18 protein-coding genes are annotated in these 18,424 nt (G+C 41.6%); 11 read left to right on the top strand and 7 right to left on the bottom strand.

Features of this window, described 5'->3' with window-relative positions:
* Positions 1–100: 100 nt before the first annotated feature.
* The 11 genes from btuC to JI723_RS11830 all read left to right on the top strand — a co-directional run bounded on the left by btuC (position 101) and on the right by JI723_RS11830 (position 11,206).
* Positions 101–1,102 (top strand): vitamin B12 ABC transporter permease BtuC, encoded by a 1,002-nt coding sequence (btuC, locus tag JI723_RS11880; RefSeq protein WP_272579700.1) that lies wholly within the window; start codon positions 101–103, stop codon positions 1,100–1,102.
* A gap of 5 nt (positions 1,103–1,107) precedes the next feature.
* A complete protein-coding gene (locus tag JI723_RS11875) occupies positions 1,108–1,878 on the top strand; it encodes a vitamin B12 ABC transporter ATP-binding protein BtuD (protein ID WP_337979395.1) in 771 nt (256 codons plus the stop codon).
* 131 nt (positions 1,879–2,009) lie between these two features.
* Complete coding sequence (arnB, locus tag JI723_RS11870; RefSeq protein ID WP_337979394.1) at positions 2,010–3,155, top strand: UDP-4-amino-4-deoxy-L-arabinose aminotransferase; 1,146 nt, start codon at positions 2,010–2,012, stop codon at positions 3,153–3,155.
* Positions 3,155–4,147 carry an undecaprenyl-phosphate 4-deoxy-4-formamido-L-arabinose transferase gene (gene arnC / locus JI723_RS11865; protein ID WP_070925445.1) on the top strand — a complete coding sequence of 331 codons (993 nt, stop codon included), beginning with the start codon at positions 3,155–3,157 and terminating at the stop codon, positions 4,145–4,147. Before arnB ends, arnC begins: the two co-directional genes overlap by 1 nt.
* Positions 4,147–6,132 (top strand): bifunctional UDP-4-amino-4-deoxy-L-arabinose formyltransferase/UDP-glucuronic acid oxidase ArnA, encoded by a 1,986-nt coding sequence (arnA, locus tag JI723_RS11860; RefSeq protein WP_070925444.1) that lies wholly within the window; start codon positions 4,147–4,149, stop codon positions 6,130–6,132. The genes arnC and arnA overlap by 1 nt, the downstream gene beginning before the upstream one ends.
* Positions 6,132–7,025 carry a 4-deoxy-4-formamido-L-arabinose-phosphoundecaprenol deformylase gene (gene arnD, locus JI723_RS11855; protein ID WP_070925443.1) on the top strand — a complete coding sequence of 298 codons (894 nt, stop codon included), beginning with the start codon at positions 6,132–6,134 and terminating at the stop codon, positions 7,023–7,025. Before arnA ends, arnD begins: the two co-directional genes overlap by 1 nt.
* Positions 7,026–7,032: 7 nt before the next feature.
* Positions 7,033–8,691, top strand: a complete 1,659-nt coding sequence (gene arnT / locus JI723_RS11850; RefSeq protein WP_070925442.1) for a lipid IV(A) 4-amino-4-deoxy-L-arabinosyltransferase — start codon at positions 7,033–7,035, stop codon at positions 8,689–8,691.
* On the top strand, positions 8,688–9,035 hold the full coding sequence (arnE, locus tag JI723_RS11845; protein ID WP_070925441.1) for a 4-amino-4-deoxy-L-arabinose-phosphoundecaprenol flippase subunit ArnE: 348 nt from the start codon (positions 8,688–8,690) through the stop codon (positions 9,033–9,035). Before arnT ends, arnE begins: the two co-directional genes overlap by 4 nt.
* The gene (arnF, locus tag JI723_RS11840) at positions 9,032–9,439 is read left to right on the top strand and encodes a 4-amino-4-deoxy-L-arabinose-phosphoundecaprenol flippase subunit ArnF (RefSeq protein WP_140179110.1); all 408 of its coding nucleotides are present in this window, start codon (positions 9,032–9,034) and stop codon (positions 9,437–9,439) included. Before arnE ends, arnF begins: the two co-directional genes overlap by 4 nt.
* Positions 9,440–9,527: 88 nt before the next feature.
* The gene (locus tag JI723_RS11835) at positions 9,528–10,013 is read left to right on the top strand and encodes a C40 family peptidase (RefSeq protein WP_070925440.1); all 486 of its coding nucleotides are present in this window, start codon (positions 9,528–9,530) and stop codon (positions 10,011–10,013) included.
* A 176-nt stretch (positions 10,014–10,189) separates the two neighbouring features.
* Complete coding sequence (locus JI723_RS11830; protein WP_140179112.1) at positions 10,190–11,206, top strand: lipoate--protein ligase; 1,017 nt, start codon at positions 10,190–10,192, stop codon at positions 11,204–11,206.
* 242 nt (positions 11,207–11,448) lie between these two features.
* Here the strand turns inward: JI723_RS11830 and JI723_RS11825 are convergent, their stop codons facing one another.
* The 7 genes from JI723_RS11825 to JI723_RS11800 all read right to left on the bottom strand — a co-directional run bounded on the left by JI723_RS11825 (position 11,449) and on the right by JI723_RS11800 (position 18,262).
* Positions 11,449–11,820 carry a helix-turn-helix domain-containing protein gene (locus tag JI723_RS11825; RefSeq protein ID WP_070929058.1) on the bottom strand — a complete coding sequence of 124 codons (372 nt, stop codon included), beginning with the start codon at positions 11,818–11,820 and terminating at the stop codon, positions 11,449–11,451.
* 148 nt (positions 11,821–11,968) lie between these two features.
* On the bottom strand, positions 11,969–12,076 hold the full coding sequence (locus JI723_RS19920; RefSeq protein ID WP_420704855.1) for a hypothetical protein: 108 nt from the start codon (positions 12,074–12,076) through the stop codon (positions 11,969–11,971).
* A gap of 335 nt (positions 12,077–12,411) precedes the next feature.
* Positions 12,412–13,197: a heme ABC transporter ATP-binding protein gene (locus JI723_RS11820; protein WP_140179114.1), complete on the bottom strand. Its 786-nt coding sequence runs from the start codon at positions 13,195–13,197 to the stop codon at positions 12,412–12,414.
* 2 nt (positions 13,198–13,199) lie between these two features.
* Complete coding sequence (locus JI723_RS11815; RefSeq protein WP_319065859.1) at positions 13,200–14,201, bottom strand: FecCD family ABC transporter permease; 1,002 nt, start codon at positions 14,199–14,201, stop codon at positions 13,200–13,202.
* Complete coding sequence (locus JI723_RS11810) at positions 14,198–15,019, bottom strand: heme/hemin ABC transporter substrate-binding protein (protein ID WP_140179116.1); 822 nt, start codon at positions 15,017–15,019, stop codon at positions 14,198–14,200. The genes JI723_RS11815 and JI723_RS11810 overlap by 4 nt, the downstream gene beginning before the upstream one ends.
* A gap of 176 nt (positions 15,020–15,195) precedes the next feature.
* On the bottom strand, positions 15,196–16,245 hold the full coding sequence (locus JI723_RS11805; RefSeq protein WP_272579703.1) for a hemin-degrading factor: 1,050 nt from the start codon (positions 16,243–16,245) through the stop codon (positions 15,196–15,198).
* 25 nt (positions 16,246–16,270) lie between these two features.
* Positions 16,271–18,262, bottom strand: coding sequence for a TonB-dependent hemoglobin/transferrin/lactoferrin family receptor (locus JI723_RS11800; protein WP_070929772.1), 1,992 nt, complete (start codon positions 18,260–18,262; stop codon positions 16,271–16,273).
* Positions 18,263–18,424 lie beyond the last annotated feature (162 nt).

Genomic DNA, 18,424 nt, shown 5'->3' with positions numbered 1-18,424 from the left:
GAAGAAATTATGAGTATCCTAGATTGATGGATAGCGTATTACTTTCATAAATAGCTATAATTAGTCTGCTGACCTCTTTTTTTAAAATATTATTAACCTAATGAATAATCACTTATTAAATCTTCAAAAACAGCAACTGCGCTCTGATGTGCGATTAATTATTATGTTAATGATTTTTTTGATGATTATTTCAGTGGTGGCACTGAGTGTGGGTGAAATTCAGCTTTGGCCAAACCAATGGGGTAGTGAAAGTGCTCAATTGTTTGTTTGGCAAATTCGTTTTCCTCGGCTACTGGCGGTAATCACCATTGGTGCAGCATTAGCTGTTACTGGTGCGATCATGCAAGCGTTATTTGAAAATCCATTGGCAGAGCCCGGGCTTCTTGGGATCAGTAATGGTTCTGGGGTTGCCGTGGTTTTGGTAGTGTTATTATCCAACGGGGTGACGCAATATTGGCTAATCAGCGTTGGTGCGATTATTGGTGCACTGCTGTTAACCTCGATTTTGCTTTTCTTTGCTCGTCGAAAGCATTTTAACAATGCCAGCTTGCTGCTGGTGGGAGTGGCACTTGGCGTGATCTGCGGCGCGATAATGACATGGATGGTGTATATCAGTAGCAGTTTGGATTTACGTCAGTTGCTTTACTGGATGATGGGCAGTTTTAGTGGTATCGATTGGCGTCAATTTGGCTTAGTTATCGCATGTTTACCATTCTTACTATGGGCTATCTTCCAAGGTAATATCCTCAATTACTTGTCGCTAGGCTCATTGCAAGCCTATCAATTGGGGGTTTCTCTGCATCGCTGGCGATTAGCTTTGATTATCGTAACAGGTGTATTAGTTGGTTTAAGTGTGGCGATTGCAGGAGCTATTAGCTTTATTGGTTTGGTCGTTCCGCATATTTTACGATTAGCGGGGCTAACAGATAATCGTACTTTATTGCCCGGATGTGCATTCGCAGGAGCAGGGGGATTGCTACTGGCTGATATCGTTTCAAGAACATTAATCGCAAATGCCGAAATCCCTATAGGGGTGATCACAGCAACGTTAGGGGCACCTATTTTTATTTGGCTGTTAATCCGTAATAATCAATGGAGGTAAAATAGATGGGGAAATTACCTCCAGTGATTGAATTAGTACAGTTCAGTATTGGTAACCGTTTACATAATATCAATGAGAGTGTATTTGCCGGTGAGAAAATTTATTTATTAGGTGCAAATGGTTCAGGTAAAAGCACATTATTAAATGGAATAAGTGGTTTTTTATTTTCTACCGGACAACTTAAAGTGAATGGGCAAGATATAGTTAGCTATTCAACTCAAGAGCTGAGCCAACAGCGAGCCTATTTCCCCCAATTAGTCCCTCACCAACCTATTTTAAAAGTATTTCAGTATTTAGCGTTGTTTCATTTAGCGACTGACTTTAGTTCGTCGTTATTTGATAGTTTATGCCATGATTTTCAACTTGGCGCTCTATTATTGAAGCCTATCAATCAGTTATCCGGTGGTGAGTGGCAAAGAGTACGCATTATTGCCGCGTTTTTACAGGTGTGGGATGGTCAAGATCTGAGTGGAAAATTTATCCTATTTGATGAGCCAACGAACAATTTAGATATTATTCAGCAATCAATGTTAGATAAATGGGTGAAATATTTTTGTGATTGCCAAGGAACGGTTATAATGAGTGACCATAACTTGAGTCACGCATATAAATATGCAGATAAAGTTTGGATGTTAAAAAAAGGTGAAATTATCTTTTCAGGTAAACCTGAGCAAGTTATGAACGAGTGTAATCTTTCTGAAATATTTGCAGGTAAAGTCCGTTTAAGTCCAAATGATGAAAATAGGTTTTGGCAAGTAATTAATTTTGACGAGTAACTCAAAAATTGTTTTAATCGACGGTTTCGTTGTGGTTTACGATATAAGAAATGTTTTCAGGTGTTGATGTTCGGTTAAAGTAACTTTAACTAGAATACTCTATTCTTAATAAAAATTAGGCTACAAACTATATGAGCAATTTCCTTCCGTTTTCAAAACCGGCAATCGGTGACGAAGAGGTTAAGGCAGTAGAGAAAGTTCTGCGTTCAGGCTGGATCACCACAGGCCCACAGAATCATCAGTTAGAAGAAGACTTTTGCAAACGTTATGGTTGTAAACATGCAATTGCCCTTACTTCAGCAACCGCAGGTATGCATGTTGTTTTAATGGCGTTGGGGATAGGCCCTGGTGATGAGGTGATAACACCATCACAAACGTGGGTATCCACCATCAATATGATTGAGCTATTAGGTGCAACACCCGTGATGATTGATGTCGATCGTGACACGCTTATGATGCAACCTGATGCGGTAGAGAAAGCGCTTACTGCGAAAACGAAAGCGATAATTCCTGTACACTATGCAGGTGCTCCTTGTGATTTAGACGCATTACGCGCTATCGCACAAAAAGCAGGTGTGGTACTGATTGAGGATGCTGCCCACGCAGTAGGCACTCGTTATAAAGATGAGTGGGTCGGTCAACATGGCACTGCTATCTTTTCTTTCCATGCAATCAAAAATGTGACTTGTGCCGAAGGCGGCTTAGTGGTTACTGATGATGATGAATTAGCCCAGCGTGTTCGTACATTAAAATTCCATGGTTTAGGTGTTGACGCCTTTGATCGACAAATGCAAGGCAGAAAACCACAAGCTGAAGTGGTTGAACCTGGGTTAAAATATAACTTGTCAGATATTCATGCTGCGATAGCGGTGGTTCAATTGTCTCGTGTTGAAGAAATGAACCAACGACGTGCACAGCTCGTTGCTCGTTATCGTGAAGCATTAAAAGATTCACCGCTGCAAATGCTGTCAGTACCTGAATATCCTCATTTACATGCTAACCACTTATTTATGGTGCGTGTTGACAAAACTGTGTGTGGTATCGATCGTGATACTTTTATGGAAAAACTAAAAGCGTATGATATTGGTACTGGCTTGCATTTCCGTGCTGCACATACGCAAAAATATTACCGTGAGAAGTACCCAGAACTCTCACTCGCAGAGTCAGAATGGAACACAGCAACGCTTTGTTCACTGCCTCTCTTCCCTGATATGTCTGATGCAGATGTTGATCGGGTAGTTAAAGCGATAAATGAAATCCTTTTGGAGTCAAAATAGTGTCATTTGTAGATGAATTTGAAGAGATTAAAAAAGTCTCTGTTGTGATCCCTGTTTATAATGAAGAGCAAAGTCTTCCTCAGTTGCTTGAGCGTACCATCAAGTCCTGTAAACAATTAACTCAGGCTTATGAGCTGATTTTAGTTGATGATGGCAGCAGCGATCGTTCAGCGAAAATGTTGACTGAAGCCGCAGAAAATCCTGATAACCATGTTATCGCGATCATTCTGAATCGTAACTATGGGCAGCATTCTGCAATTATGGCTGGTTTCAATCAAGCAGACGGTGATTTAGTGATTACACTGGATGCAGATTTGCAAAACCCTCCAGAAGAGATACCTCGTTTAGTGCAAACTGCGGCTCAAGGTTATGATGTTGTTGGGACTCGTCGTGCTAATCGTCAAGATTCGTGGTTCCGTAAAACGGCGTCTAAAATGATTAATGCGATGATCACGAAAGCGACCGGTCGTTCGATGGGTGATTATGGTTGTATGTTACGTGCATACCGTCGTCATATTATTGATGCGATGCTGCAATGCCATGAACGAAGCACATTTATTCCTATTTTAGCGAATACTTTTGCGCGTAGAACGATTGAAATTGATGTAGCGCATGCTGAACGTGAGTTTGGTGATTCAAAATACAGCTTTATGAAGCTGATTAATTTAATGTATGACCTGCTGACTTGCTTAACTACAGCGCCTCTGCGTTTATTAAGTGTAGTTGGTAGTATTATTGCAGCAGGCGGTTTCTTATTAGCAGTGTTGTTGATCGTATTACGTTTGCTTTTTGGCGCAACATGGGCAGCGGATGGCGTGTTCACACTGTTTGCAATACTCTTTATGTTTATCGGCGCACAATTTGTCGCTATGGGGCTGCTTGGTGAGTATATCGGCAGGATCTATAATGATGTGCGTGCGAGACCCCGTTATTTTATTCAAAAAGTCGTCGGTGCGGATGCTAAGACTGACAAAAATCAGGAAGAAAACTAATGAAAGCTATTGTTTTTGCCTATCATGATATTGGCTGTGTAGGGCTGAAAGCGCTTAAAAAAGCAGGTTTCGATATTCAGGCGGTATTTACTCACACTGATGATCCTAACGAAAACCACTTTTACTCTTCAGTAGCGCGTGTCAGCGCGGACATGGAACTTCCTGTTTACGCGCCAGAAAACGTCAATCACCCATTGTGGATTGAACGTATTCGCGAATTGAAACCAGATGTTATTTTCTCATTCTACTATCGTGACATGCTGAGTGAAGAACTGTTAGCGTTGGCACCGAAAGGCGCGTTTAACCTACACGGCTCTTTATTGCCAAAATACCGTGGTCGTGCGCCAATTAATTGGGCACTACTAAACGGTGAGCACGAAACCGGTGTGACTCTGCACAAAATGGTTGCTAAAGCGGATGCTGGCGAGATTGTTGCGCAAGAAAAAGTGGCGATCACTGATACTGACACTGCGCTGACTCTGCATGCTAAAGTGCGTGAAGCTGCAGAAGTGTTATTAGATAAAACTCTACCACTGATTGAAGCAGGCAACTACCAGACGACAGCTCAAGATGAGAGCCAAGCAAGCTATTTCGGGCGTCGTACAGCTGAAGATGGCCTGATTGATTGGAGCCGTTCTGCGACAGAAGTTAACTGTCTGATCCGTGCTGTAACTGAACCGTATCCAGGTGCGTTCACCTATTTGGGTGCTCGTAAAATGATCATTTGGCGCGCTCGCGTTTTAGATGATAACCAAGGTAAAGCGGCTGGTACCGTACTGTCTAGCGATCCACTACGTATCGCTTGTGGTCAAGGTGCGATTGAAGTGGTTAGCGGTCAAAGCGAAACAGGTTTGTACATGCAAGGTAACCGTCTTGCTAACGAGATGGGGATTGTGACTGACGTGCGTGTTGGTGCGAAACCTACCGCTCAAGTAAAACGTCGTACACGTGTTCTGATCCTTGGTGTTAACGGCTTTATCGGTAACCACTTGACTGAGCGCCTGTTAAAAGACGGCAACTACGATATCTATGGTATGGATATTGGTTCGTCTGCGATTGAACGCTTTATTGGTAACCCACGTTTCCACTTTATCGAAGGTGACGTGAGCATTCATACTGAGTGGATTGAATACCACATTAAAAAATGTGACGTTATTCTGCCGCTAGTAGCGATTGCAACACCAATCGAATATACCCGTAACCCACTGCGTGTATTCGAATTAGACTTCGAAGAAAACTTGAAAGTGGTTCGCTACTGTGTGAAATACAACAAACGTATCATCTTCCCATCAACTTCAGAAGTTTATGGTATGTGTGATGATAAAGAGTTTGATGAAGACGAATCACGTCTGATTGTTGGTCCAATCAATAAGCAACGTTGGATTTACTCTGTATCTAAACAGCTGTTAGACCGAGTGATCTGGGCATATGGTGCGAAAGAAGGTCTAAAATTCACCTTATTCCGTCCATTTAACTGGATGGGGCCTCGTTTGGACAGCTTGAATTCTGCTCGTATTGGTAGTTCGCGTGCAATCACTCAGTTGATCCTCAACTTAGTTGAAGGTTCACCAATTAAACTGGTTGATGGTGGTGCACAGAAACGTTGCTTTACTGACATTAAAGACGGTATTGAAGCGCTGTTCCGCATTATCGAAAACAAAGACGGTAAATGTGATGGCCAAATCATCAACATTGGTAACCCAACTAACGAAGCAAGTATTCGTGAGTTAGCGGAAATGTTGCTTGAAAGCTTTGAAAAGCACCCACAACGTGGAAAATTCCCGCCATTTGCAGGCTTCCGTGAAATCGAAAGCAGCAGCTACTATGGTCAAGGCTATCAAGATGTTGAACATCGTAAACCAAGTGTTGAAAACGCACGTCGTTTATTAAACTGGGTTCCGAGCATCGACATGAAAGATACCATCGAAGAGACATTAGATTTCTTCCTACAAGGTGCTGTTGAAGAGTTAGGTGATAAAGACTAATGAAAAAAGTTGGCTTGAGAATTGATGTGGATACCTATCAAGGTACATTGAAAGGCGTTCCACAATTACTCAAAGTGCTGAAACAGCACAACATTCAGGCCAGCTTTTTCTTCAGTGTAGGACCCGATAATATGGGGCGCCATTTATGGCGCCTTTTGCGTCCTAAATTCCTGTGGAAAATGCTGAGATCTAACGCTGCCTCTTTATATGGACTCGATATCTTATTGGCGGGTACGGCTTGGCCGGGTAAAAAAATAGCCAAAGATTTAGGTTATTTAATGAAGCAAACGTTAGATGAAGGCCATGAAGTTGGATTGCATGCATGGGATCACCAAGGCTGGCAAGCGAAGGTGGCTAAGTGGAGTGAGGCTCAACTCGCTGAGCAAGTGAAGCTTGGTGTTGATGCATTACAAAAGGCAACAGGGCAGCCAGTAATGTGTTCTGCGGTTGCGGGATGGCGTGGCGATGAGCGAGTACTTGAAGTTAAACAAAAGTTTGGTTTCAGTTACAATAGTGATTGCCGTGGGCAATATCCATTTAGACCGATCTTACGTGATGGTTCGATAGGGACTGTGCAGATCCCTGTGACCTTACCAACTTATGATGAAGTGGTCGGCACCGTGGTCAGTGATGAAGCTTTTAATGATTTTATCTTGCAAGCGATAAAAGAGGATCAAGGTGTTCCGGTTTACACTATCCATACTGAGGTTGAAGGAATGTCTAAATCAGAACAATTTTCACAATTATTGGAACGAATTACTCAAGAAGAAATCCAATTCTGTACATTAAGTGATTTATTGCCAGAAGACATCAACACACTACCTACGGGCAAAGTGGTGAGAGCACCATTCCCGGGGCGTGAAGGCTGGCTTGGCTGCCAAGAAGAGGGATAGTATAAGCATGTTGAATAACCGAGCGAGCAAAATAGGAGCCTCACTGCTGGCTCTTTTTTTTATCTTAACTTATTTACTGCCGTTGAATAGCCGTTTACTTTGGCAGCCCGACGAAACGCGTTATGCAGAAATTAGCCGTGAAATGTTACAACGTGGCGATTGGATCGTTCCGTATATGTTGGACACTCGCTACTTTGAAAAACCCGTAGCCGGTTATTGGATCAACAATATTAGCCAAATGATTTTTGGTGAAACTAATTTTGCCGTTCGCTTCGGTTCTGTATTTTGCATTTTGCTGAGTGCATTACTTATCTATCGTATGGCTAAAATGATGTGGCGTAATAACCATGTTGCCTACGTTGCAAGCTTTATCTATGTTTCGATGTTCTTGGTGTTTGCTGTTGGGACATATAGCGTACTTGACCCGATGTTGTCATTGTGGATTGCTGCAAGTATGTATTGCTGTTTATGGGCAATGAAGGCTCGGGGAATAAAAGAAAAACTGGGGGCATGGATCTGTCTCGGTTTAGCATGTGGCATGGCATTTATGACCAAAGGGTTCCTTGCATTAGCCATTCCAGTGATTGTAATGCTGCCAATTACGATATACCAAAAGCGCTTTCTTGAAATGATCAAGTATGGGCCGCTTGCCATTGTCTCTGCGGTATTAATTAGTTTGCCATGGGCACTGGCTATTGCAAAACAAGAACCCGATTATTGGAATTATTTCTTCTGGGTTGAACATATCAAGCGTTTCACTGCTGATGATGCACAACATATAGCACCGTTCTGGTATTACATTCCGATTATTTTATTAGGCTCCATTCCATGGGTTGGATTGCTTCCAGGCGCATTATGTAAAGGATGGAAAGAACGTAAATCAAGCCCTGATATGTTTTTCCTACTGTGTTGGTTTGTTGTCCCCGTGTTGTTCTTTAGTATTTCACGCGGCAAGTTACCAACCTACATGCTACCGTTTATGGCTCCATTAGCATTGTTAATGGCGAAGTATGGGGTGGATTGTGTGCGTAATGGCAAAATGAAAGCGCTAAAAGCGAATGGTATTATTAACATTGCCATTGGTGTATTAGCGGTTATCGCAATTATTATTGCCGGCACTGTTATTAAGCGTCCTCTCTACGAAGCAGATGAATGGTCTAAGATGGTACTTGGTATCGTCGCTTTCTCTATTTGGGGTATCATTGGTTACCTATGTACCGTGTTAAATGCTAAGTATTGGTTATGGGCAGCCTCTTGTTCGCTTGCGGTGAGTTTATGCATCGGAAGTGCATTGCCAAACAATACGATTAATTCAAAACTGCCACAAAGTTTTATCCATCAGAATCATGATTTACTTATGGATAGCAAATATTTAATGGCAAGTAATGTCGGAATTGCGGCTGGGCTAGCATGGGAAACGCAAAACTCAAATATCTACTTATATAATAGTAGTGGTGAGCTGACTTACGGCTTAGAGTATCCAGATAGCCAACACCGTTTAGTCAAACCCGATCAATTTGCGGCTTGGTTAGCCAAAGCACGTCAAGAGGGGCAAGTGACCGTGGTATTTTTACTTGGTCGTAAAGAGGGGCTCCCAGACATACCTAAGCCAGATCAGGTGATCAGTAATTCACGCATTGCGATTGTGGTGTATCACAAACAATGATTGCACAATTATTACTACTATTATTGGTCAGTGCATTAACTTGCATTGGCCAAATAGCACAAAAACAAGCGGTCGTTTGTTGGCAGGGCGATAAGCAAAATAAAACAGCATCAGCCATTCGTTGGTTGGTGCTGGCGTTGTTGATGCTAGGTTTGGGCATGTTGTTTTGGTTAAAGCTCTTGGAAACCATGCCATTAAGTATTGCTTACCCGATGCTCAGTATTAACTTTGTTTTAGTCACTTTGATTGGTCAATTTGTTTATCATGAAAAAACAGGGCTAGATCATTGGCTAGGTGTTGTAGCGATTATGATCGGTATCTTTCTGATGAGTATTAGTGGATGAATAAAGGTTATATTTGGGTAGTAGGCAGTGCACTGTTAGTGACAATTGCTCAGCTGAGTTTAAAGGCTGGTGTAGTTGGGCTACCTTCGTTCACCCTTGGATGGCATTGGTTACAACTCGATTGGCTAATGGCGAACGCTGTTAGTTTAGGTATCGTGTTTATTGGTCTAGTGTGTTATGCATTATCTATGCTGTGTTGGTTGTTGGCTTTGAAATCAATCCCATTGAATAAAGCTTACCCATTAATTAGCTTGAGCTATATATTTGTGTATTTGCTGGCTGTTATTTTGCCTTGGTATAATGAACCGGCAACATGGCTAAAAGCCGGAGGCGTCGCATTTATTATTCTCGGTGTTTGGTTAATTAGTCGACCAACAAAACGGTCAGCCAATAAAACTAAATAATGTAATTTAATGACGCGATTATTTATTTTTCATATTTTAACGGCTATGATGAATTTGATGTGCTGATTTTTTATCCACAGGGTGCGATATGATAATTAAATGGCGATATTTACCAATAATATTTTCACTGGTGCTGGTGGGATGTTCCACTTCAGTTAAAAGAACCCCGCCGCCGCCATTAAAAACACAATTATCTGACCCAATCATGACCATTGCTCAGCTAAAAGACCAGTTGGAGCAATGGTATGGTACACCGTATAACTACGGTGGGATGAGTCAAAGTGGCGTTGATTGCTCTGGCTTTGTATATCGTACCTTTAATGATCGCTTTGCTATCCAGTTACCACGTACTACGGTTGACCAAACCCAGCTTGGCACACGTATTGATAAATCAGATTTGATGCCTGGCGATTTAGTTTTCTTTAAAACAGGTTCAGGTGAGAATGGTTTACATGTTGGTATTTATGATACGGACAATACATTTATTCACGCATCAACCAGTAAAGGGGTGATCCGTTCATCGATGGATAATGTGTATTGGCGAAAGGTGTTTTGGCAAGCTCGCCGTATCTAGCCTTCATTTCCTCTTTATTTATACTCTAGATAATTCAAGATTGCAGTTAGGCGACAAGTGTAGGAGCCTACATAAATCGGTGACTCGTACGAGTGAACGTGGTTAACAGCACTGCAACTTGAAGGATGATGAGTATATGCTATCTTAATGCCAATTTTTATTACTAAGGTAGCAGCATGTCTAGCTTACGTTTACTTATTTCTGAATCGTTTGACCCTTGGTTTAATTTAGCTGTTGAAGAAACCATATTTCGCCAAATGGCAGCAGACCAACGAGTGATGTTTTTATGGCGCAATGCAGATACTGTAGTTATAGGCCGCGCACAGAATCCATGGAAAGAATGCAATACCCGCCGTATGGAATTGGACAAGGTTCGTTTAGCTCGTCGTAGTAGCGGTGGAGGGGCGGTATTTCAAGATCTTGGTAATACCTGCTTTACTTTTATGGCGGGTAAACCTGAATATGATAAAAGTATTTCCACGAATATTATTGTTAATGGATTGGCTAAAGTTGGCATTCAAGCGGAAGTTTCAGGGCGCAATGATCTCATATTAAATACCACTGATGGCCCTCGTAAAATATCGGGTTCAGCGTATCGCGAAACCAAAGATAGAGGCTTCCATCATGGCACGTTACTGATTAATTCTGATTTAAATCGTTTAGCTGATTACCTTAACCCAGATCCTAAAAAACTACAGGCTAAAGGGATCACTTCTGTGCGTTCTCGTGTGGCTAATTTATGTGAACTGGTATCCGATATCAGCCACGAAAAAGTCTGTGAAGGGATTATCGCTAGCTTTTTTGAGTACTATGGTGAGTCAGTAGCACCTGAATATATTTCACCTGAGAAGCTGCCTGATCTGCCTAATTTTAGTGAAACCTTCGCTAAGCAAAGCAGTTGGGAATGGAATTTTGGTCAAGCGCCTGCGTTTACGCATTATAGTGATACACGTTTCCCATGGGGTGGTATTGAATTCCATTTTGATATTGAAAAAGGGGAAATTAAGCGCTGTCAATTTTTCACGGATAGTTTGGATCCGTCACCACTGGAGTGGTTAAGTGAGCAACTGACGGGACAGGTTTATCAAACAGAGACCGTACGTCAGCTCATAGCAAAAATGCACACGATGTGGCCTGAATTAGCTGAGCAACTTGTCGATATAGAAGGTTGGTTGATACATGAATTAAGTTAAAAAAAGAGCCGGTATCGCTACCGACTCAGACATAGACTTAAATATACTTATCATATTTCAATTTGCAGCTTTTTTTGTTTAGGTAGGGTGACTAGTTTCATTTTACACTAGTCACATACTTAAGTGTGTTCCTAGCGATCCATTCACTTGCCACCTAGCTGCCCCTCGAATTACTTAGAGTATAAAGAAATAAAAGGTATTAAGGGGATGACGAATATTTCTACAACTGAACTGAAATAAGTTTAATTATTACAACTGCAAGACATAAATTCTTGGCATTCAGGCATTTGACCGTTTTGGCGGAATTTTGCAGGTGTAATGTCAAAATGTTTTTTAAAGATACGTGTAAAAGTCGCTTGTGAGCTAAAGCCGTATTGCAGAGCAATATCAAGGATCGGTAAGTTGCCATCACGTAAAGATTTCGCAGCTTCTAATAAACGACGTTTACGGACGTATTCGCCAAGCGTGCAACCTTTCATTTCTTTGAAAACACGCTGTAGATGCCATTTTGAATAACCACTCTTATCGGCAATAGTGTCGATTTTGATACCTTCATTGCGCTGTAACTGACTTTCAAGCCATTTAACAATATCGTTAACTACACTCTCAGACATATTTACCTCCCACTACGATGGGTTATTGTTCATTAATAACTAATAATAACTAAAGAAATTAGTGTCTATTCTTCCTATTTTTCCGATATATCGATAGGCATAACGTGCTTTTTTTTAGTGAGAATGGTTATTGATACGATTGGATTTATCAATCTAACTGTTTTATACATTCAATATTGTATGTTATTTTTTTATTTAAATCAATGTGATAAATTTTATTGCTGTTCTTATTAGGTTTATTTTTACGTGTAAAAATACCCTGTTCAATTTTTTTGTATGATGCATTCGAATTTATTAACCAAGTAAAATGTTGAGAAATTAATTTGTTTTAAGTTCTATGGAAAAAACGATGAATGGCTTTAATAGACAGGAAATACCGATGTGATAATCACAAATGTTAATGCTTTTTTATCTATAATTTTAAGATAATATGATTGGTGTTATTCGTTTTATTAGTAAAAAATCGTAATTAAAGTGTTAACTAATTCATAACAAGATGCTAGCGCAAATAGTCAATTCATTATCAGAGCATGTGTTGTCATCCGAAGAACACAGTTTCTTGCAGAATACGCTGCAAGAAACTGAAAGAAATTAGCGGCGCAAGTAGACGTGTGGTGTGGTTGTTTCAGGGTGGGTAATGATACCTAAGTCAGCTTTATACCACTGGGTGAGGTTTTCTTCTGTTAATACCTGTTCAGGTGTACCGCCAGCAACAAGTTTACCTTGATGTATCAAATAAATACGGTCAGCGTATAACGCTGTGAGGTTGAGATCATGTAGTACACAGCAGACACCAATGGGTCGTTCTCGGGTTAACTGGTGTAGTAGGCGTAAGCTATGTTGCTGATGATAGAGGTCAAGGGCTGATGTCGGCTCATCTAAAAATAAACATACGGGTTGTGGGGTTGGTTGCCAGACTTGAGCCAATACACGCGCTAACTGTACTCGCTGTTGTTCACCGCCAGAGAGTTGGCGAAAATCACGTTGACGTAGTTCAAGGCAATCTGTTTGTGTTAACACTTCCTCAATGGCTTGCTGTTTGTGTTCAGAGCCATGTGGGCTACGTCCCATAGCGACGACATCTTCAACGGTAAAGGCGAAAGACAAATTGCTCTGCTGCTTCATTACTGCACGTTTTTTCGCGAGTGCACGGTGTTGCCAGTCACGTAGATCTAGGCCTTCTAATAGACACTTGCCTTGCGTGGGGGCTGAATATCCCGTTAGTAACTTTAGTAATGTTGATTTTCCCGCACCATTTGGGCCGATAATAGCAACCATTTCATGTTGTTGTATGGATAGACTGATATCATCAATCAATGTTTTATCGCCAATTTGAAAGCCAAGATGGCGTGCTTCAAGGAGAGCTTTACTGCTCATTTTTAAATCCTCCCTGCTGGCTGTCGCAGTATTAACCACAAAAAGTAAGGTCCGCCAATTAAACCTGTCAATAAGCCAACAGGGATCTCTGCTGGGCTAACAGCGGTACGCGCGATAGTATCTGCAACCAGTAGTAATGTCGCACCAACAATAGCTGAGCCGGGTATTAACCAGCGATGGTCAGGACCTAAAGTCATACGGATCAAATGAGGAACTACTAAGCCAACAAAGCCAATCACGCCACTCATTGCAACAGCACAGCCAACCAGTAAGGCACTTAAAAAGAGTAAAATAAATTTAGTTTTCTCAACATTTAAACCTAAATAATGTGCATCTTCATCACCAAGCTGTAGCAGGTTAAGCTTTTTGCCTTGCCATAAACAAATAAGGCAGGTTGGTAAAATGACACTGGCTGCGATCGTCAGTGAAGTCCAATCTATGCTCGCAAGTGTGCCCATCATCCATAAGCTAAAAGTACGCAATTGTTGATCATCACTGATATAACTGAGTACACCGATAAATGACATGCACAGGGCGTTGATAGCGATACCGGCTAAGAGTAATCGAGCAAGATTGCCATTCGAATAACGGTTCAAACTAAAAATAATTAACGAGACAATTAAGCTACCAACAAAGGCAGCACCGATATGACCATAGTTCAGCAAAACGCTAGGCAAAGAAACAGAGAGCACAATAAAAGCAGCCACACACAGAGCGGCACCACTACTGATACCTAATAAACTGGGATCGGCGAGTGGATTACGGAATAGTCCTTGCATAATTGCGCCAGAGACGGCAAGGGCAAGTCCGACTAAAATAGCCAGTAAAATTCGCGGTAAACGGATATTTAGCCAAATTTGCCAGACAGGATCGGTTGTAGGGAGTTGCCACAGTGTTTTAAATGAGACATTCATTGCCCCAGTATTAGATGAAACCATTGCAATGGTGATCAGTACTAAGAGTAGGGCAATAACGACAAATAGTGGGTATTTAATCCGATTCATTGCGAATTCTCTAATGCCTCGCGTATTTGCAGCATCACTTCTGGTGTACCAAGACTAAAGCCAAGCATTCCCATATCATCAACGACAATTAATGCTTTATTTTTCGCCGCCGGTGTCATTGCAACCCCCGGCAATTTCCATACTCGCTCTTTACCACCTAAAGATTTAATGCCTTCTTGAGTGACAATGATGAGATCGGGTTGGCTAGCGATGACCCCTTCTTGAGATAATGGACGATAGCTATTAAAACCAGACATGGCATTTTTAGCGCCGGTTGCTTTAATCAGACTATCAGCGGCAGTTTGTTGACCCGCTGCGAGAGGAAGTACACCACCGTGGCTCATAATAAAGAGTACTTTCTTATCAATCGGTGATGTATTCACTTTGGCTAATTGTTGATTAAATTTCTCAGTAAGTTGTTTGCCTTGTTCCACTTTACCGACAGCATTCGCAATGGTCGTGATTTTTTCAGGAACAGCTTCTAATGAGGGTTTACCTGTGACTTTGATGATCTTAACGCCACTTTTTTCTATCTGTGATAGTGCAATCGACGGTTTGGCAAGCTCACTCGCGAGTATCACTGTTGGGCGCATAGATAATACACCTTCGGCATTAAGCATACGCATATAGCCAACATCGGGTAGTTTAACTGCTTCAGCAGGGTGGAGGCTGGTGCTATCCCTAGCAACCACTTGGTCACCTGCGTTGAGTTCAAAGACTATCTCCGTCACATCTCCCCCGAGCGTTACGACTCGTTCTGCTGATTGGGCGGTGCAACTGATGATGAGTGTCATTGCAATTAGAAGCCATTGTTTCATGTTATTTACCTACAGGCCGTTGATCTAAAAACCAATCATTCAATCCAATGTGTATCGAGAGATTCATTATCTTAATATTAGATAAGAACCTCTCGGAGGTTAATTTACATTTTAGATATCAGCCGTTAATTCAGATGAAAATTGGCGATTAACTAAAAAGGGACTGTCTCTAACGATTAGATGTGTTGCAGTGCCATAACTTGATTACGCCATTGTTCTTGTTCTGGCGTTCCTTCGGTACGTTGGCCATACATCTGTACAATTTGATTGCCATCTTTATCAAACACCTCAAGGCTGGTGACAAAACCATCTTGAGTGGGTTTGCGTGTTACCCAGCACTCAGAAACACCATTTTCAATCATATGTAAGGTGAAATCCGGATTGAAAATGTTCAGCCATTTAATTTCAGACCCTTCGGCTTGATATGGCATCAAACGTTTCAATTGGCCTGTGAAAATCTGTACACAACCACGGTTACCAACAAAAATCATAATTTCATTTTGATCGTTAAACGCGGTATTAACCAATTGATTGAATGAATCAACAGGGACTTGCCAAGCCAAATCATCACTGACGGCACGGAACACTTGCTGGCGGCTCAGATTATTTTTCTTCAGTAAGATAAAGAATTGGTGAACATCGGTCATATTGCGCCATTCTTGCTCTAACTGCTGTTTCAGCTCATCGCTGATTGGCTGTTGAGAAAAAGGCTCCGCAGCTTCAACAACTAATGGCGGGTTGTCATTAGAGGCATATTGTTCAATCAATGCCTGCCATGCCACCATGTCTGTCTCATCTGTAGTATAGACTTTATGCAGAGCATCACCTTGTTTATCAAAAAACTGGATACTATGGCGTTCACCGTTTTTAGCTTCTTCGGTCAAGGTAAAAATAGAATCCCAATGGCTGAAGAACATCCGTAAATCCAACGCGCGTGGATTTAAAATTAACCCTGCGTGTGAGCTGAATTTCGCATTATCGTAGCGGCCAACTTGCTCATGTACCACGTATTCATTACGTGTGATGGCTTTGACTTGACCAACGGCAGCTAAAGCCTTTAGCAAGGTAGGGGCATCAACATTGAGTCTTTGCGCTTTGTCATGACCGACACGGCTATGTAATAGCTCACCTTCAGAAACATTAAGGTAAGCCGCTAGATCGCGAGCGTATTTTGCTTTATTTTCTGCTTTAGCTTGTTGATAACGCTCGAATAATGTTGAACTCACTGTGTATCTCCTTATTTGATTAAAATTACCATTGGAAGCTGACAAATAGCTTCGCATTACGTCCATCCTGCGGAACGCCTTGTGAAGAGTAATATTCCTTGTCGAAGGCATTGCCTAAGACAACGCTAGTACCCAAGCCTTTTAATTGACCATCACCCTGATAGCTAACATAGAAATCATGTACAGCATAGCCTGCTTGGCGTGGTTGTTTTGATGCAGCATTAAAGTCAGTATGGCGGGTAAATTCACCTAACCAACCGACAGAAAAACCGCTATTAGAAATAGGAACAGAAAGGTTACTGGTGACAGATTCAGGTTTGATAGACGTTATCGATTGTCCATTGTATTCATTTTTACCTGTGGTTTTGTTATAGGCCAGTTTCCAGTTGAAATAGTCATTTTTATAGTCCATTGAAGCATCGACACCCCAAATTTTCGCTTGTTTGGCGTTAACGGATGTCGTGTAGCCTTCGAGAAAACTCACTTCAGTATTGATATAATCTTTAGCTTTCGTATCAAAATAACTGGTTTTAAATTGTAAATTGTCGCGAGCCATAAATAGGTCATCAAAACGTAAACCAAAACCATACTCGGCAGTTTGAGTTTTTTCAGGTTTTAAGTTTGGATTGGGCTTCCACCTATTTACAAATGGACCGACTTGAAAATGAATTTCATCGTTATACATTTCCATCATGGTTGGTGCACGGAAAGCTTCTGAATAGGAAGCAAACAGCATTGACCAGTCTGTAGGCGTAATACTAACCGCACCTTTGGATGACCATTTCCCTTCTTTAACGTCATCATTGCCTTTTGCCGTTGATTTATAATGGTCGTAACGGGTTCCAATAATAAATGAAACAGGCAAATCCTTTAATGCAATCTCATCTTGTAAGAAGCCGGAAGCAAAGGTGATATCTGCATCAGGGAACTGAGTGGTCGCAGCATACGGTGTTTGATTTTGCTTATAGGTCTCACCACCATAAGTCAAGTTATGAGCAGCGAAAGGTAACTCATAAAAATGGGTTTTATTATCCAGTTTCAAACCATAGGTTTTTTGGGTACGCCCTTCATATGGTGTACCATTACCTTTAGCGGTGATATTGACATCGGAATAATAGGTGGTGGCTTTAAGATTTAACCAATTGTTTGATTCTGGCGCGAGGTAATAGGTTGCTTGAGCATCGCGTTGACGTGTGGTGCGATTAACTTTGAGATTATCTTTTGCCACGTTTAAGTCTTGGGGATTTTTCGGCTCATAAGCATTATCGTTATAATAACGTAATTGCCCTGATAACTTTTGGTCATCATTCACCTGCCATGTACCTTTGGCGAGCATGTTGGCAATGGTTTCTTTATTATCCATATCATCACCATTGCTCAAGCGAACATCCCCTGATTGCTTAGTGACAAAACTGAATAGACCATCTAATTGCTCGGTTCGCCCAAATGAAGTACCACCAAAACCAAAGCTATGATCACCGGTAGCGGCTTGGCTGAAGACACGAAAACCGCTATTTTGACCATCTTCTAGTAAGTCTTTAGCATCAACGGTTTCCCATGCTATGACACCGCCCATTGCACCACTACCATACAGTAGGGCGGAAGGACCGCGAATGATCTCGACTTGCTTGATTAACGCAGGGTCAAGAAACGTGCCATTAACATGGCCCGTATCGGTGCCTTGGCGGACATTATCGACAAGAGTCAAAATCCCCTTGCGGTCAAAGCCACGCATATAAATTTCTTGACCATTCACTCGGCTGGTTCCTGAAACACCAATACCGGGAATTTTGCGTAAAATATCATTTGCGGTACTCGCTGTTTTGGTTTCTGGTGAGTTATTTTTGATAACAGTCACCATCATCGGTGCATCAAAACTATCCCGTTCAGTACCTGTCGCATAGACGGTCATAACATCATTGCGATGGGGTGATGTTGTTTGTGTTTCTGCCTGAGCAGTAGCAATAACAGAAAGAACGGCGCTTGTTATAACTGATAAACGTAAAACATGAGACATGTTGTTATACTCCATAAAGTGTTACCGGTTGCGCTCGTTATGCTTCAAGTTGCAGCGTTGTTGACTACGTTCATTCGCACTAGTCACATAGTTTTCTATGTCCCTAGAGACTTATTCACTTGTCGCCTAGCTGCACCTCGAATTATTTAGAGCGCAGTTTTC

It is taken from the genome of Providencia manganoxydans, assembly GCF_016618195.1.
GTDB lineage: Bacteria > Pseudomonadota > Gammaproteobacteria > Enterobacterales > Enterobacteriaceae > Providencia > Providencia manganoxydans.
This window is presented reverse-complemented; position numbering and strand designations above follow the sequence as displayed.

What these genes read in the sequence shown, in the direction of transcription:
- arnE (WP_070925441.1), top strand. Translation starts at nt 8,688, where the DNA reads ATGATTGCACAATTATTACTACTATTATTGGTCAGTGCATTAACTTGC.
- arnT (WP_070925442.1), top strand. Translation starts at nt 7,033, where the DNA reads ATGTTGAATAACCGAGCGAGCAAAATAGGAGCCTCACTGCTGGCTCTT.
- JI723_RS11835 (WP_070925440.1), top strand. Translation starts at nt 9,528, where the DNA reads ATGATAATTAAATGGCGATATTTACCAATAATATTTTCACTGGTGCTG.
- arnF (WP_140179110.1), top strand. Translation starts at nt 9,032, where the DNA reads ATGAATAAAGGTTATATTTGGGTAGTAGGCAGTGCACTGTTAGTGACA.
- JI723_RS11825 (WP_070929058.1), bottom strand. Translation starts at nt 11,820, where the DNA reads ATGTCTGAGAGTGTAGTTAACGATATTGTTAAATGGCTTGAAAGTCAG.
- arnA (WP_070925444.1), top strand. Translation starts at nt 4,147, where the DNA reads ATGAAAGCTATTGTTTTTGCCTATCATGATATTGGCTGTGTAGGGCTG.
- JI723_RS11815 (WP_319065859.1), bottom strand. Translation starts at nt 14,201, where the DNA reads ATGAATCGGATTAAATACCCACTATTTGTCGTTATTGCCCTACTCTTA.
- JI723_RS11875 (WP_337979395.1), top strand. Translation starts at nt 1,108, where the DNA reads ATGGGGAAATTACCTCCAGTGATTGAATTAGTACAGTTCAGTATTGGT.
- arnB (WP_337979394.1), top strand. Translation starts at nt 2,010, where the DNA reads ATGAGCAATTTCCTTCCGTTTTCAAAACCGGCAATCGGTGACGAAGAG.
- arnD (WP_070925443.1), top strand. Translation starts at nt 6,132, where the DNA reads ATGAAAAAAGTTGGCTTGAGAATTGATGTGGATACCTATCAAGGTACA.
- JI723_RS11830 (WP_140179112.1), top strand. Translation starts at nt 10,190, where the DNA reads ATGTCTAGCTTACGTTTACTTATTTCTGAATCGTTTGACCCTTGGTTT.
- btuC (WP_272579700.1), top strand. Translation starts at nt 101, where the DNA reads ATGAATAATCACTTATTAAATCTTCAAAAACAGCAACTGCGCTCTGAT.
- JI723_RS11810 (WP_140179116.1), bottom strand. Translation starts at nt 15,019, where the DNA reads ATGAAACAATGGCTTCTAATTGCAATGACACTCATCATCAGTTGCACC.
- JI723_RS11800 (WP_070929772.1), bottom strand. Translation starts at nt 18,262, where the DNA reads ATGTCTCATGTTTTACGTTTATCAGTTATAACAAGCGCCGTTCTTTCT.
- JI723_RS11820 (WP_140179114.1), bottom strand. Translation starts at nt 13,197, where the DNA reads ATGAGCAGTAAAGCTCTCCTTGAAGCACGCCATCTTGGCTTTCAAATT.